Genomic DNA, 15093 nt, shown 5'->3' on the forward strand with positions numbered 1-15093 from the left:
TTGAGAATCTTTATCAAAATAGTATTAGTTAGAAGGTTATTCCTATTTGTCACTCTCTTGAGAAAGCAATCGCTGAAAGCCTTTCAATGTTTTACTTTCAAGTTTTTGGCTATAAATTTTGGTTACTGTTAAAAAATAAAGCCTCTAACCTTGAGCCAACAAAGGTTACAGTCACGAGCTTCGATTTTTGCTTTCCGAGAGTGACAAATGAGGGTTATGGAGATGAATGGCACTAAGAAAAGCTCTAAGTAATGTGGAATAAAGGCTACAGCTTTTAATGTCCATCGAGCAGTAATGGCATGAGTCAGGCGGTTACGCTTCGCGCAGTGCCGGAAGCAATCGCCAATGGAGAGCTGAGGTAACGTTGTCCAAAACTTTTTGGAGGTAGAAAAAGCTTACTTGTTCATGGAATACTTTCTTGGAAACGAGCAAGCACATACGATAACTACTACTGTGACATTACGAATACAAATCCTCAAGGAGAAATTTAGCCAGAGTTGTGGGCTAGCTTTTAAAGAACTGTTGCCAGAATCTGTAATTAGGCAAACAAGATCTGAGCTAAAGATGAAATACAAAAAGCGTTTATTTGACCCAGTAATAACGTTGTGGGCATTTTTATCACAAGTGTTGGATGCTGACAAAAGCTGCCATAATGCTGTGAGTAAAGTAATCGCACATTTAGCTGGAGAAGACGTAGAAGTTCCTTCAACAGATACGAGTGCTTACTGCCAAGCTAGGGCAAGACTTCCAGAGGAATTATTAGAAAAGCTTTTCAATTGCTCGGCACAAAACCTAGAAGAGAAAGTGACAACAGAATATTTATGGTGTGGTCGAAATGTAAAAGTAATAGATGGCTCAACAGTTTCCATGCCTGATACTGTAGAAAACCAGAAAGAATACCCACAACCCAGTAGCCAAAAGCCGGGATGTGGATTCCCAATTGCCAAAATTGGTGTGATATTTAGTTTAGTAACGGGTGCTGCTGTTGCTTCAGTAATTGATGTTCTGAATACCCATGATATCAATCTGGCTCGTCAACTCTACCAGTTTCTTAAACCATTGGATATCCTGATAGGAGATAGAGCTTTTTGCGCTTACGCCGACATTGTCGCTATCACAGACATAGATTGTGATGTAGTATTCCGTAAACATCAATCCCGCACAACCTCAATGCGAAAAGGGAAAATTATTGGGGTTTGGGACTTTCTTTGTGACTTGGCACAAACCTAAAGTCTGCCCAAAAGGATTAAGTCTAGATGAATTTTTAGCTCTACCTCAAACCCTGACGGTGCGAGAAATTTACTATTACATTGTGATTCCTGGTTTTCGGACTCAACGAGTCAGTTTAATCACTACTTTATTAGATAAAGCAACTTATTCTACTCTAGAAATTGTAAAGCTTTACGGTCAGCGGTGAGATGTTGAGCTAGATTTAAGACATCTCAAGACTACTTTGGGCATGGATGTTTTACGGTGTAAAACTCCCTCGATGGTACGCAAAGAAATTTATGTTTATCTGCTGGCTTATAATCTACTTCGGAGTTTGATGTGGTCGGCGGGTACTACTTATGGTACTCCACCGTTACGCTTGTCATTGCAAGGAACTCGTCATCATTTAATTAACTTTATGACTCAATTGTTAGTTGTGACTCACTCAAAAAGGGAGCAAATTTATCGCACTTTACTTAAAGTTATTACTCACAAAGCTGTTCCCGCTCGCCCTGGTCGCAGTGAACCACGAGTTCGTAAACGCCGCCCAAAAGCTTATCCATTGATGACAAAACCTCGGCGTGAAGGGAGCGAGCAATTGCAAACTGCTTAACCCACAAGTGTTTCGGCTTTTCTTAGTGCCATTCCCAGCTAGACCCAATTGATGAGGCACAAATCGAAATCCTCTGTCGCCGTTTCTGGTTTACGCTAAGGCAAAAAGAAGCTCTCAGCACGATGGAGAAAGTTTATGGAGTTGGATGACACCGTAAGAAGCAATCGCGAGATCGAACGATCGCGCTTTTGAGCGAATACTTGAATACGGAGGAGTCGAACGTCTCTGTAGAGCGCTTAGATCGCCGACTTCGCAGTTTATGTCAACTCCCCAGGATTTAGTAGAAGCAGTCAAAGGCGATTCCGAACTGCTAGCTGCTGCCGAGTGGAGCGTTTGCTACAAACAAGCCAGTCGGGGCAACCGAGATTCAGTAGTGGGCTTGTCCCCCAAAGGGCAAACGGCGCTGTACTTAATTGGTGGATTATCAAAGATTGCTGCCTCGACTGCTGAAGAAACGATGTGGCAGCGCAAAGAATTCATTCGATTTTGGTTAGGGGCAAGCGATGAAATTGCTACTTTACTAGTGGGACTTTGTAAGAAAGATGGAGCAAATTGAGCTAGAATGCGGGTAGGAGTTGCGTTTTACGTCAGTCTCGACAGGAGCAACGTAAGGTGAAAGATCAAGTACCAGCAGCGATGCCGCAGTGCTTTGAGAACTGGTGTCGTCGGTTTGATGATGTATTTTCGCGTCAGAAGCAGCGGCAGGAATTTCGTGTTTATCTAGGGGGACTGCTGGGTGAGAGTCAGCGCAAAAACCTGAGCCAACTGGTCACAAATACAGTAGATGGCTCCTACAACAGCCTCAGACATTTTCTCAACAATGCCCCTTGGGATGAAGTCAAGCTAAATAATCGGCGGTTGGAGGTGATGCACCAGTGTCGCCAGACGACCCCGAGTCAAGGTTTCACATTGATTGTAGATGATTCGGGACATCGCAAAAGTGGTGCGGCTACTGATGGGGTAGGACGGCAGTACATTGGGGAGATTGGCAAGACTGACAATGGTATTGTGCTGCTGACTACCTACTTGTATGATGGAGTGCGACGTCTGCCGTTAGATGTTGCACTCTATCAACACGCAAGTTTATTCGAGCAAGGCAAGGCAGACCCCAACTTCCAGAAAAAACCTGACCTGGCTCTAGACTTGGTTGACCAATGCTTGAAGCGCGGTTATCGACCGGGTGTGACTGTAATTGATGCAGGCTACGGTAATAACACGCCTTTTCTCAAGCAGTTGGAGTCGAGAAACCTAACTTACGTGGCAGCAATCGCCAAAAACCGCCAAGTTACTGCTCAAACATCAGGTGATGAGTCTGCTCGTAAGCAGGGATTAGAAGCTATTGCTCAAACCTTGGCAGTGGAGCAGTTCACACCTGTGCAACTCAATCTGGAGCAGCCCCGGACAGTTTGGGTGGCGCTGTTACCAGTTCACGTTCCGAAGCTCGAAGGCACTCGCTGGCTGGCGATTCAACTCAATGCCTCTAGTTTCGAGCAAGCGACGGAGGTGGATTACTTTCTCACCAATGCCTCTGACAACCAAGTCAGTGCGGCTTGGGTAGCTCAAACATATTCTGCTCGCAACTGGGTGGAGGTCTTCTATCGAGAAGCCAAGGGCTGGTTGGGTTTGAGTGAGTATCAAGTTCGGGATGCTCTGAGTATGAAGCGTCATTGGGTTTTAGTGTTCATCGCTTACACCTTCATCCTTTGGCATCAGTTGACCGGCGGATTCCGCAGACGTTGGGCAACCAAACCCTTACAAACCTTTGCCGAAGCATTGGAGGCATTCCGCACCGCAGTCGAGTTTCGTTTGGTCCGCTGGCTTAATGAGCATGTTGATGTATTTGCCTCTCACAGAGCTAAGTTCGGCTATATTTGGGCTTAGAAAGTTTTAAAGTCCCACTAGTTTCAATCGATAAACTTCTAGTTTTGAATCAAGCTGTTTTTGTCGAGCTATAACAATGGAAGATGAGCAAAAGACAAAAGAGCAACTGATTCGAGAGCTAGCTGCACTTCGTCAGCACTTGGTTGAGCTAGAAAGCGCAGCGCAGCAACAGCAGGCAACAGAGGTAATACAACAGCAAACTCAGCGAGAGTTATTGGTAGCAAGGATGTCGCAGCGCATTCGGCAAAGCTTGCAGTTAGAGGCAGTGCTAAGCACAACTGTAGTAGAAGTGCGGCAGTGTCTTCAAGCTGACCGAGTGTTTATCTACCGCTTTGAACTAGACTGGGGTGGAGCGGTGATAGTTGAATCTGTAGTACCTGAATGGACATCAATTTTAGGCAGCAAACTCAAAGATCCGAGTTTTGCTCCAACTTTCGTTCAGTTGTACAAAGAAGGTCGAGTCCAAGCGACAGCAGATATTTATGCGGGAGAACTAACCGAGTGCTACGTAGAGTTTTTGGCGCAGTTTCAAGTCCGGGCGGCTTTAGTAGTACCAATATTGCAAGCAGACCAGTTGTGGGGATTGCTGGTAGTCAATCAATGTGTAGCACCACGACAATGGCAGCAATGGGAAATTAATCTGTTACGCCAACTGGCGACACAGCTGGCGATCGCACTTCAGCAAGCAGAACTTTATCAACAATTGCAAAGCGAACTAGAGGAGCGCCACAAAGCGGAGCAAGAGTTAAAACGTCAACAACAACTCCTAGCGCAGTCCAACAGCGACCTGCAACAATTTGCCTCTGTTGCTTCCCACGATTTACAGGAACTACTACGCAAGATTCAAGTTTTTGGCAATCAGCTCAAAGAGAAATTTAGCGAAGTACTGGGAGCGCAGGGGCGAGATTATATCGAGCGAATGCAAAGCGCTGTCGGTCGGATGCAAAGCTTGATTGATGACCTGCTCGCTTTTGCACGGATTGCCACCAGAGCGCAGCCATTCGGAGCGACGAATCTAGAACAAGTGGTGCAAGAGGTACTGTCTGACTTGGAAGTGCGGTTGCAACAGACAGAAGGAAAAGTAGAAGTAGACAAGCTACCCACCATTGATGCTGACCCAGTACAAATGCGACAACTATTTCAGAATCTGATCGGAAATGCGCTGAAATTTCATCGTCCTCAAACACCACCAGCAGTCAAGATTTATAGCCAACTGGTCGCTCCACTCCAGAGCGAGGCAGAGGACTCAGAAGATGTCGCGGCGTGTCAAGTGATAGTGGCAGACAATGGAATTGGGTTTGAGCCAAAGTATCAGGAGCGGATTTTTCAAGCATTTCAACGCCTACACGGTCGCAGCCAGTACGAAGGCACAGGCATAGGGTTAGCAATTTGCCGCAAGATTACCGAACGGCATGGGGGTAGCATAAAAGCTACAAGTATGCCAGGACAGGGAGCAACATTCATCGTCACGTTGCCAATGCAGCATCAACAGCAGCTACTAGATGAAAGATCGCTGTAAACTCAGGTTGCTGTCAAGTTAAGTCTTAAAAAATGTTTCACCTGGGCAACTGTCACTATGGTAATGTTCAAAGGCAATTGGTACACAGATTACTGAGTATCCAAAATTTTATGCTCTCTAGAGCATAAAACTCTTACTCCCCTTCTAGCTGTTATTCTAGCTTCAAACCTGACAGTTAACGCTGCTTTTTCCCTCTAGCTCCCCGTGATGTCGGACTGCGCCTTGTTGCACCACCAGAAGACTTGCGCCTAGTCGAAGCACTGGTAGAAGATCTGCGTTTGGCTGGTGGTGGGGCAGTAGTTTCTGGCTCTGGTTCGTCGGAGCGCTCTTGGGCAACAGGTGCGGGTGTTTGGGGTGATGCTTCGGGCTGCGACTTTTGTTTTGTGGTTGATTTGGCAGAAGTTTTGTGCTGGTTGGCTGAGGTTGAAGTCTTGGAAGTGGATTTTGCTGAGGTAGATTTGGGTGTGGTTTGTGGCTCGACTGTCGGCTGTGGAGTCGCTTCTAGTTCTGCGGTCGGCGCAGAGGCTGTTTGGGATGAGACTTCAGGCTGCGGCTTCTGTTTTGTCGTCGTTTTAGTCGCAGTTTGACCGCGAGTGGCTGGCTTTGAAGTTTTGGCAGTTGTCTTACCTTTTGAGCTGGATTTAGGAGTAGAGTCTGGTTCTACTATTGGTTGTGCAGTCGCTTCTATTTGGGTGCTTGGTTGGGAAGATACAAGGCTTGGAGATTCTTCTGGTGTTTCAGGTTTTGGTGTTGCAGCTTCTTTTGGTTGTTTCCTGACTTGGCGCTGTGTCGTTGTCTTGGTAGTTGATTTGCGCTCTTGGGGTGTCCGAGCAGAAGATTTACGTTTTGCGTTTGATTCGGAAGCATCCGAACTTTTGGTTGCTGGTATTTCTGAGCTGGGTGTTTCAGATGCGATCGCTTCTACTTCAACTGTCACTACGCCTTTAGTTTCGGCAGTGACGATGGCGAGAACCATTTGTTTTTTTGGGTCGTGCTGCTCGAATTCGGTTTGAAGGTTGGGCAGTCCCATTTGCCTTGCAATTCCCTTAATTTGGCTTGATTTGAGAAATCTTGCTTCCATTTGTGCGACTTCGCCAACTGTGTAGTAGTTGACTACCAGCACTCCCGCTCCTTGCGCTTCAGCCATTCCTCGGTAGTATTTACTTAAGCTAGGTATGTCAGCACTGATTAACTGCTTTAACTGTTGCAACTCATCCATCAAAAAATCTGCTCGATCCCAAAGAACTTTATTTAGATCTATCGTACTACCAATTTGAAAACGAGCCATCGCTTTTGACAATCTGCTCGAACCGACGATTTTCTAGAATGAAACTCAAAGTTCATGAACTTTGAGTTTCTAGATCAATTCATGATTTTCCTCACTTCACTTCACTTCCAATTATTTTCTACATATGAAGTAGAGATAGGCTAAGTTAGCAAAGAATGTTGTCAGTTTATCGAGATAATTCTTGGCAATCTCTTTCATCAACTTTTGGCAGAGATTGCGCAAATGAAGTCAGAGAGAGAGTGGTAAAAAAAATCTGAATTAAAAGTGGCAAATTCTGAACTTGCTTGACAAATACAAAAGTAATTTTAACGGAGAAAGTATGAGTAGTGGTAGCTACAATTATTTATCCTGCACAGCAGATGAAAGTGCTTCAGAATTGCTGGAGAGTCGGGGTGATGTAGCGCAAATGCTCCAATGTCTGCGTCAACTCGAATACGCAACTCAAGCAGCTCAAGTCACGGAAAGCTTACTCAAAGAGCTTGACGAATTCAAGCAACTTCTGGCTCAATCCGAACCGAAAATTCAATTAAACAGCCAAAGTTTAATGGAAGTGTGGCAAGCAGTAGAAGACTGGGATAGCCGCGATTGGTCTGAACAACGAGTTAGAGAAGCGATCGCTAATTTCTACAACAATAAATAATCTTCAGCTAGAGGTAAGGGTCAAAAATGGCGTAAGCACGATCGCTCGTGATGATGTTAGCCCGGTGGCGCGCCCTGTTTGCTCGCTACTAACGATTACATGTTTTTTGACTGACGAGTGCGATCTTCCTGCCGCGCCACAACGAGCCGCCGTTGCTGCCGCTGGATCTTTCCCTCTGCTTCTAAGCGCTGGAGGATTGTGGTCACCGTCACCCGATTCGTCCCCAGCGTCTGAGCCAACTGCTGATGGGTCAGCGGCAGATCGAGTCAGCGACCGTTCTCCACGTCACGACCGAACTTTTGACTCAACCAGACCTAAGTACAGGACAAAAATTGTAGAATATCCAAGAACTCATTCATTTTCTGCTCCAGATTGAGAACAATGTTTCGTAGATGGTCAAAGCCATAACGAAAAATGCTCTTAGCTCTGCGTCCATGCTTTTTAATAGTAAGTGGTTTGAGTTGGTGTAACCATTCACCCGTCAAGATGACCCAACATAAGGCTAATGAGAGCAGTGCCAGCAGCTTACTCAAACGCTCAGAATCGGTTAGATGGGTAGATTCTAAACAAAAACCACGAGTTTTGAAAATGCCGAAAAGTGTTTCAATTCCCCATCGTTGAGCGTAGTCGGAGATAGCTGATTTAGGTGCGGTTTGAGTGGCAACGACTAGTAAAGAATTATCCTCTAATCGCAAGGCGGCAATGTAGACCCAATCTCCCCAGAGTTGTCTTTTGTGGCGTAGAACTTTGTGCTGTCCTACCTGTAGATTCTGAAACAAGACATTGACTTTGAGACTCTGACAGCCATGTCTAAGTTTATGATTTTCGCGAATGCGGATACGAAACGGGGTGAGCGGATCGCTAAGTAGGTAGCTAAACCAATCCTTGCCAACGAATTCTCGATCTGCGGTCAGGCAAGTAATTTCACGCTCACCAAAGCGCTCTAGAAATTGGTTGAACAACTTCATCCGCTCATCGCTATTGGAATTCCCCCGTTTGTCCAGTAAACACCACACCACAGGAAACGCAACTCCCTCATGCACAACTCCCAGCATCAGGATATTGAAAACACACTCTCCAAACTGCCATTCGGTACGGTCGATTGAAAGTACCCAGGGTTCTGGAATATTCATTAGGGTAACAACAGCTTGAGCAATTTCGGCGTAGTCCATTTCATAGTGACGGAAAAATCGTTGGAGTCGTTTGTAATGAGAATCGGTTTGAGTCTTGCCGCTGAATCCGGTTGCCAATTCACTGAAGTTGACAGTTTTGACTCGCAACAGCGCTATGAGAAATGCTGCCACAAAGCTTAGTCGCGCACCATGCCAAGCTGAATGAGGGCGCAAGGCATCTCGAAGTAAAGTAACCTGATTCATAGGGTTTTATGTTCTGAATGTGGTAATTCTCATGAAACCCTTTTTCTTTCTTCATTTGCAAGCTTTTGTCCTGTACTTAGTAGCGTACCAGTCCCCTTATATGAGGCAATTGACTGAGTTTGCCGTGAGTTGAGAAGGGCGATCGCCCAACTACAAAATTGTAGTTTTTTCTAGCGAGTTAGTTAAAGTACACTGAAGAGACAGCGTTTGCTTTGGGAGATTTGGAAAAGTATATGCAATATCAGGTTTTTGTGCAAAGCCATTCAAAGCAGCATTTCGTAGCATCTGTTGTCGGGATGCCAAACTTGATAGTTGAAGGCGAGACGGAAGAGGAAGCTATTGCTAAAGCCAAAACTGCTCTAGAAGCACAGTTGGCAAGTGGAAAATTTGTGACGATTGATGTTGACACCGAAAGCTTGACGCAAAAATTCGATCCTTGGATCGAAAATATAGGCATTTTTGCAGACGATCCGACTTTTGATGATTTTTTAGCAGAAGTGGCGGCTTATCGGCAGCAAGTAGATGCTCAAACAATCCAAGAATGACTTGTTATGTATTGGATACAGACCATCTCAGCCTTTACGAACGCGCTCATCCACAGGTATGCGATCGTATTCTCCAGGTACGCCGACAATCTTTAGATTTGCTGGCAACGACGGTAGTTAGCGTAGAAGAACAATACGCTGGAAGACTGGCACAAATTCGTAAAGCTGCTACGCCTCAAGCTCTCGTTAACGCCTATGGGAAGTTGAAGCTAACTTTTATCCTATTTTCTGAATTGGATATTTTGGAATATACTCTCGATGCCGATCGTTATTTTCGCAGTTTCAGGCAAGCAGGTATTCGGATTGGCACTCAAGATTTACGAATTGCTGCGATCACCCTAGCCCACAATGGTATCCTCCTAACTAGAAATCTGCGAGACTTTGAGAAAGTGCCGAGATTGTCTGTTCAAGATTGGTCAATTTAATCGATCTTCTCCCTTGCCATGCTCGATCGCATTACCCAACTCCAGCAAGAAAACGATCGCCTCCAAGCAGAATTAGCGCAACTACGCGAATCGGAAAAACGCTACCGCACCCTGTTTGAACTCGGCAGTGAAGGCATTGTGCGCTTTGGGTACAAACAGCCGATTCCACTAACGCGATCGATTGACGAACAACTAGAGTTGTGCTATCGCTCAATATATGTTGCTGAAGCAAACGATGCCTACGCTCGGATGTTTGAGTATGAGAAAGTGGAAGATACAATCGGGTTAACGCTGAACGACTTCCACGATCGCCACTCAGAAATTACTCAAGCAACAATGCGTAACTGGATTGAGAACCAGTACGCTTGTCACAGTACAGAAACAGTAGAATTTGATCGCCACGGACGTAAGCGTTACTTTCTCAATAGCGCCGCAAGTACGATCGAGAATGGGTGTGTGGTGTGTACTTGGGTGAGCCAGGTTGACATTACCCAGTTACGCGAAACACAGCAAGCCTTACTCGAAGCAGAACAAGCGCGATCGCAAGAGTTAGAGCGCATCAACACCCAACTGCAACAAACGCTCGATCTCCTCACCGAATCAGAAGAACGCTATCGCACCTTGTTTGAAATCAGTAGCGAAGGCATTTTTCGCGTTGAATACGAACAGCCAATTTCACTGCATTTACCAATTGAGAAACAGATCGATTGGTATTATCGTTATCTGCGTTTTGCTGAAGGAAATGCAACTTTCGCAGCAATGTATGGCTTAGATAACCCTAAAGATGTAATCGGAATGAGACTGAGTGATATTCATGTTGCAGAATCAGAGCAAAATCAAGATTTTATGAGAGCATTAGTTGAAAATGGATATCAACTTCGCAACGCTGAAACTGAAGAAGTCGATCGCTACGGTAATCCACGATATTTTCTTAATAACATCGCAACGATTATCAAAGATGGCTATGCGATCGGTGGTTGGGCTTCGCAACTCGACATCACCGAACTGCGCCTTGCTCAACAGGCATTACTAAAAGCCGAACAAGAACGAGTTGCAGAATTAGCAAAAACCAACGCTGCCTTAAAAAATAGTCTCGATCACCTTGCCACAGAACTCGACCTTAATGCCTTTCTGGGTCACGTCCTGCTCGAAATTGGTCAGCAACTTCAGGTCGATCTGGGTTATCTTTTCTTCTACGAGCCAAACTCGCAGATTCTAGAGTTACATATGCGTATAACTCCAGAAGCAACCGAATTAAACCATGAACTTGAAGAAGACCATCCATTCTCAAAATCATTTTCTACTGAAGATTTGCCGATTTGGAATACCTTACTACAAACTCGAAAGCCATTTTTGATTACTCATGAAAATGCGGCAGAACATGTGTTCCGTGGAACTCTAGAATGGCAGGAACAACAGCAAAAACATCAAGCTGGAATTAATATTCTACTTACCCTTGCAGACGAACCGATTGGTTTCTTAGTGGGACTTTAAAACTTTCTAAGCCCAAATATAGCCGAACTTAGCTCTGTGAGAGGCAAATACATCAACATGCTCATTAAGCCAGCGGACCAAACGAAACTCGACTGCGGTGCGGAATGCCTCCAATGCTTCGGCAAAGGTTTGTAAGGGTTTGGTTGCCCAACGTCTGCGGAATCCGCCGGTCAACTGATGCCAAAGGATGAAGGTGTAAGCGATGAACACTAAAACCCAATGACGCTTCATACTCAGAGCATCCCGAACTTGATACTCACTCAAACCCAACCAGCCCTTGGCTTCTCGATAGAAGACCTCCACCCAGTTGCGAGCAGAATATGTTTGAGCTACCCAAGCCGCACTGACTTGGTTGTCAGAGGCATTGGTGAGAAAGTAATCCACCTCCGTCGCTTGCTCGAAACTAGAGGCATTGAGTTGAATCGCCAGCCAGCGAGTGCCTTCGAGCTTCGGAACGTGAACTGGTAACAGCGCCACCCAAACTGTCCGGGGCTGCTCCAGATTGAGTTGCACAGGTGTGAACTGCTCCACTGCCAAGGTTTGAGCAATAGCTTCTAATCCCTGCTTACGAGCAGACTCATCACCTGATGTTTGAGCAGTAACTTGGCGGTTTTTGGCGATTGCTGCCACGTAAGTTAGGTTTCTCGACTCCAACTGCTTGAGAAAAGGCGTGTTATTACCGTAGCCTGCATCAATTACAGTCACACCCGGTCGATAACCGCGCTTCAAGCATTGGTCAACCAAGTCTAGAGCCAGGTCAGGTTTTTTCTGGAAGTTGGGGTCTGCCTTGCCTTGCTCGAATAAACTTGCGTGTTGATAGAGTGCAACATCTAACGGCAGACGTCGCACTCCATCATACAAGTAGGTAGTCAGCAGCACAATACCATTGTCAGTCTTGCCAATCTCCCCAATGTACTGCCGTCCTACCCCATCAGTAGCCGCACCACTTTTGCGATGTCCCGAATCATCTACAATCAATGTGAAACCTTGACTCGGGGTCGTCTGGCGACACTGGTGCATCACCTCCAACCGCCGATTATTTAGCTTGACTTCATCCCAAGGGGCATTGTTGAGAAAATGTCTGAGGCTGTTGTAGGAGCCATCTACTGTATTTGTGACCAGTTGGCTCAGGTTTTTGCGCTGACTCTCACCCAGCAGTCCCCCTAGATAAACACGAAATTCCTGCCGCTGCTTCTGACGCGAAAATACATCATCAAACCGACGACACCAGTTCTCAAAGCACTGCGGCATCGCTGCTGGTACTTGATCTTTCACCTTACGTTGCTCCTGTCGAGACTGACGTAAAACGCAACTCCTACCCGCATTCTAGCTCAATTTGCTCCATCTTTCTTACAAAGTCCCATTAGTAATAGTATCTACTCGATCTACTCGACGCAGCTTTACCCCAGAAGAGCTAGAACTTGCTCAAGCTCTTGCCCACCAAGCAACTTTGGCAATTAAACTGACGCGACTGGCAGAGGAAGCAAAACTTGCAGCTTTAGCGAAGCTTAACGAAGTTATCGCCTGCGAACGAGAAAAAGCGGCTCAAGAACGCGCCGCCCAGCTAGCAAAAGCAAACGAAGCCCTAAAGGGATCGCTCACCATGCTTGCCCTAGAGCCATCTTTAGATAAGCTTTTAGGTTATGTGTTGCAGGCAATTTCCGACTCTTTAGGCGATCGCTCTGGTGCAGTTTACCTGTTCGACGACAGCGACGATACGACAACGCTACACCTCAACTATGAAAACGGACACCTGCAACAGGGAGAACAGATCGACCATCCCGCCGCTACTCTCCGCCGCCCACCTCAAGAGTGGGATCGGCTATATCTACCACTGCTACGCCAAAATCAAGTTTTGATTCATCATGAATCTGAATTTGCCTCCCCAGCCTACGATCCGTACCGTCAACATAACGCCCAGCGCGGGATTAAAACTCTTCTATTTGTACCGTTGTTATTTGGAGAGCAATTATTAGGCAGCATCACCCTCCGCAGCACCCAACACCGCGACTACACCCTAGAAGAACTAGAATTAGCCCACGCCCTCGCCCACCAAGCCACACTTGCAATCCAACTCACTCGACTGGCAGCTCGCGAGTGCGATCGCGCCATCTTAGAAGAACGCAATCGCATGGCACGCGACATTCACGATAGTCTCGCCCAAGCCTTTACAGGCATTATCTTACAACTCGAAGCTGCCAAGCGCAAAATCGCCGCTACCCAACCGGAAGCTGCTCAAAACTGCCTCAGTCGCGCCCGTAGCCTTGCCGCTTCTGGACTTTCCGAAGCCCGTCGCTCGGTTCGCGCCCTGCGTCCCGAAGTCCTGGAATCGGACGATTTGCCCAACGCCTTACGTTATATTGTCGAGCAAATGTCTTGGAATACAGACGTAAAAATTACGTTACAAATCGACGGTACACCGCGCCCGATTCCGGTTAATGTTGAAGTCAACCTGTTACGTATCGGACAAGAAGCCATGACTAACGCCCTACGTCATGCCAATGCCCAAAATATTCGCCTCAATTTATTGTTTGAACCCCAAGCAGTACATTTACAAATCCGCGATGACGGACAGGGTTTTGAGCCGCAGGTGCAACTGACAAATGGCGGCTTCGGCTTGATTGGGATGCAGGAGCGATCTGCTCAGATCGGCGGACAGCTTAGACTAGTAAGCAGCATCGGACGGGGAACCGAAGCGATCGTCACGGTTCCAATTTAAAGCAAAACCAGGAAAACATCATGTTTGCGATCGTCTCACCAGAAAAAATTTACCTCCCACCTGGAACTGTAGTGCGAATGCCTGCTACTTGGGAAAACTACCTGAGTTTGTGTCAGCAACGCGGTGATGGTTCTATTCCTCGGATTAAATATCGAACTGGAGAAGTTTTGCTAATGTCGCCACTGCCCAAACACGGACGCGATGCTAGCCTCATTGCTGACATAATTAAAGTCTTACTCGATAACAACGGGCGCGAATATGACTCTTTTACACCCGTGACAATGGAACTTCCACCAATCAGTGGTATTGAGCCGGATTACTGTTTTTACATCGACAACTGGGAAGCTGTATCTGGCAAAGAACGCATTGATTGGCGCGTCGATCCTCCCCCTGACTTGGTGCTGGAAATTGACGTGACAAGCTACTCCGAGGTGAATGACTACCTACCCTACCGAGTGCCGGAAGTTTGGTTGTTTCGGCAAAATCAATTAGCTATTTATCAGTTACAAGCAACAGAATACTTGCTGTCAACCCACAGTCGATATTTCCCCGATCTCAATCTTCAAGAGTTGATTATCAAATACAGACAAATTGCCTATGATCGCAATACTAGTATGGCAATTCGCCAACTCAGACAATGGTTAGCGCAAGGTTAATTAGTAACGCGCTATCTACCAGAAATTTTCGCAACAGGCAATGACGCAAACAACCACTATTCGCATTTTAATTGCTGAAGACCATGCGGTTGTCCGCCAGGGACTCGCTGCGATTATCAGCGACGAACCGGATATGAACGCGATCGCCCAAGCACGAGACGGACAGCAAGCGATTAAACTTTACCGCCAACACCAGCCTGATGTAGTGCTGATGGATCTGCAAATGCCCAAAGTTGATGGAGTCACCGCGATTGCCTCTATTAAAGCCGAATTTCCCGATGCTTGTCTGCTCGTCCTCACCACCTACGACGGCGACGAAGATATCTATCGCGGCTTGCAAGCAGGCGCGAGGGGCTATTTACTCAAAGATGCTACCGCCGAAGAACTACTCGATGCCATCCGTGTCGTGCATCAAGGACGCAAATACATTCCACCACAAGTCGCAGCCAAGTTAGCCGAACGATTTAATAATACCGAATTGACCGAGCGGGAAATCGAGGTACTTCAGCTTCTGGTTTTGGGGAAAAGCAATTTAGAAATTGGTAATATGCTTAGCATTACCGAGCGCACGGCTAAGTTTCACGTCAATAATATTTTGCACAAACTAGGGGTAAGCGATCGCACTCAAGCAGTGATTCATGCGCTCAAGCGCGGATTGGCGCGGCTAGATACCTAAATCGAGCGATCCTGTCCTTAAGATCGGGTTTTAATCTGTCCGATCTGTCGTT

Annotated in this window: 17 protein-coding genes; 13 read left to right on the plus strand and 4 right to left on the minus strand. The window is 46.3% G+C overall.

The features are described from left to right. The first annotated feature begins 378 nt into the window (after positions 1 to 378). The 6 genes from N4J56_RS33945 (at position 379) to N4J56_RS33970 (ending at position 5222) form a co-directional block, all read left to right on the plus strand. A complete protein-coding gene (locus tag N4J56_RS33945) occupies positions 379 to 1230 on the plus strand; it encodes an IS4 family transposase (RefSeq protein ID WP_317111116.1) in 852 nt (283 codons plus the stop codon). Further along, a complete protein-coding gene (locus N4J56_RS33950) occupies positions 1211 to 1417 on the plus strand; it encodes a hypothetical protein (RefSeq protein ID WP_317111118.1) in 207 nt (68 codons plus the stop codon). The genes N4J56_RS33945 and N4J56_RS33950 overlap by 20 nt, the downstream gene beginning before the upstream one ends. A gap of 42 nt (positions 1418 to 1459) precedes the next feature. After that, the gene (locus tag N4J56_RS33955) at positions 1460 to 1822 is read left to right on the plus strand and encodes a hypothetical protein (RefSeq protein WP_317111120.1); all 363 of its coding nucleotides are present in this window, start codon (positions 1460 to 1462) and stop codon (positions 1820 to 1822) included. Positions 1823 to 2081: 259 nt separating this feature from the next. After that, entirely contained in the window at positions 2082 to 2378 is a 297-nt protein-coding gene (locus N4J56_RS33960) for a hypothetical protein (RefSeq protein WP_317111121.1), read from the plus strand. A gap of 56 nt (positions 2379 to 2434) precedes the next feature. Next, positions 2435 to 3703, plus strand: a complete 1269-nt coding sequence (locus N4J56_RS33965; RefSeq protein ID WP_317104593.1) for an IS701 family transposase — start codon at positions 2435 to 2437, stop codon at positions 3701 to 3703. Between the two features lie 76 nt (positions 3704 to 3779). Continuing rightward, the gene (locus tag N4J56_RS33970) at positions 3780 to 5222 is read left to right on the plus strand and encodes a sensor histidine kinase (protein WP_317111122.1); all 1443 of its coding nucleotides are present in this window, start codon (positions 3780 to 3782) and stop codon (positions 5220 to 5222) included. 175 nt (positions 5223 to 5397) lie between these two features. Here N4J56_RS33970 and N4J56_RS33975 read toward each other — a convergent pair whose 3' ends face one another. Then, positions 5398 to 6510 carry a hypothetical protein gene (locus N4J56_RS33975; protein WP_317111124.1) on the minus strand — a complete coding sequence of 371 codons (1113 nt, stop codon included), beginning with the start codon at positions 6508 to 6510 and terminating at the stop codon, positions 5398 to 5400. Positions 6511 to 6829: 319 nt separating this feature from the next. On the opposite strand from N4J56_RS33975, the gene N4J56_RS33980 reads away from it, so the two are divergent. Continuing rightward, positions 6830 to 7150, plus strand: a complete 321-nt coding sequence (locus N4J56_RS33980; protein ID WP_317111126.1) for a hypothetical protein — start codon at positions 6830 to 6832, stop codon at positions 7148 to 7150. Positions 7151 to 7245: 95 nt separating this feature from the next. On the opposite strand, the gene N4J56_RS33985 is transcribed toward N4J56_RS33980, so the two are convergent. Further along, positions 7246 to 7389, minus strand: a complete 144-nt coding sequence (locus tag N4J56_RS33985) for a helix-turn-helix domain-containing protein (RefSeq protein ID WP_317111128.1) — start codon at positions 7387 to 7389, stop codon at positions 7246 to 7248. Between the two features lie 75 nt (positions 7390 to 7464). Further along, positions 7465 to 8526, minus strand: a complete 1062-nt coding sequence (locus tag N4J56_RS33990; protein WP_317111063.1) for an IS4 family transposase — start codon at positions 8524 to 8526, stop codon at positions 7465 to 7467. Between the two features lie 233 nt (positions 8527 to 8759). Between N4J56_RS33990 and N4J56_RS33995 the strand changes: the two genes are divergently transcribed. Genes N4J56_RS33995 through N4J56_RS34005 form a run of 3 tightly spaced genes read left to right on the plus strand, consistent with a single transcriptional unit; the run spans position 8760 to position 10990 of the window. Next, on the plus strand, positions 8760 to 9071 hold the full coding sequence (locus N4J56_RS33995) for a hypothetical protein (RefSeq protein WP_317111130.1): 312 nt from the start codon (positions 8760 to 8762) through the stop codon (positions 9069 to 9071). After that, positions 9068 to 9496 carry a type II toxin-antitoxin system VapC family toxin gene (locus N4J56_RS34000; protein ID WP_317111132.1) on the plus strand — a complete coding sequence of 143 codons (429 nt, stop codon included), beginning with the start codon at positions 9068 to 9070 and terminating at the stop codon, positions 9494 to 9496. The genes N4J56_RS33995 and N4J56_RS34000 overlap by 4 nt, the downstream gene beginning before the upstream one ends. A gap of 18 nt (positions 9497 to 9514) precedes the next feature. After that, positions 9515 to 10990, plus strand: coding sequence for a PAS domain-containing protein (locus tag N4J56_RS34005; RefSeq protein WP_317111133.1), 1476 nt, complete (start codon positions 9515 to 9517; stop codon positions 10988 to 10990). Between the two features lie 6 nt (positions 10991 to 10996). On the opposite strand, the gene N4J56_RS34010 is transcribed toward N4J56_RS34005, so the two are convergent. Beyond that, entirely contained in the window at positions 10997 to 12265 is a 1269-nt protein-coding gene (locus N4J56_RS34010; protein WP_317104593.1) for an IS701 family transposase, read from the minus strand. Between the two features lie 61 nt (positions 12266 to 12326). On the opposite strand from N4J56_RS34010, the gene N4J56_RS34015 reads away from it, so the two are divergent. Genes N4J56_RS34015 through N4J56_RS34025 form a run of 3 tightly spaced genes read left to right on the plus strand, consistent with a single transcriptional unit; the run spans position 12327 to position 15041 of the window. Next, on the plus strand, positions 12327 to 13709 hold the full coding sequence (locus N4J56_RS34015; RefSeq protein ID WP_317111134.1) for a GAF domain-containing sensor histidine kinase: 1383 nt from the start codon (positions 12327 to 12329) through the stop codon (positions 13707 to 13709). A 20-nt stretch (positions 13710 to 13729) separates the two neighbouring features. Next, the gene (locus N4J56_RS34020; RefSeq protein WP_317111135.1) at positions 13730 to 14365 is read left to right on the plus strand and encodes a Uma2 family endonuclease; all 636 of its coding nucleotides are present in this window, start codon (positions 13730 to 13732) and stop codon (positions 14363 to 14365) included. Between the two features lie 40 nt (positions 14366 to 14405). Continuing rightward, a complete protein-coding gene (locus N4J56_RS34025; RefSeq protein ID WP_317111136.1) occupies positions 14406 to 15041 on the plus strand; it encodes a response regulator transcription factor in 636 nt (211 codons plus the stop codon). Positions 15042 to 15093 lie beyond the last annotated feature (52 nt).

It is taken from the genome of Chroococcidiopsis sp. SAG 2025, from assembly GCF_032860985.1.
Taxonomy (GTDB): Bacteria; Cyanobacteriota; Cyanobacteriia; order Cyanobacteriales; family Chroococcidiopsidaceae; genus Chroococcidiopsis.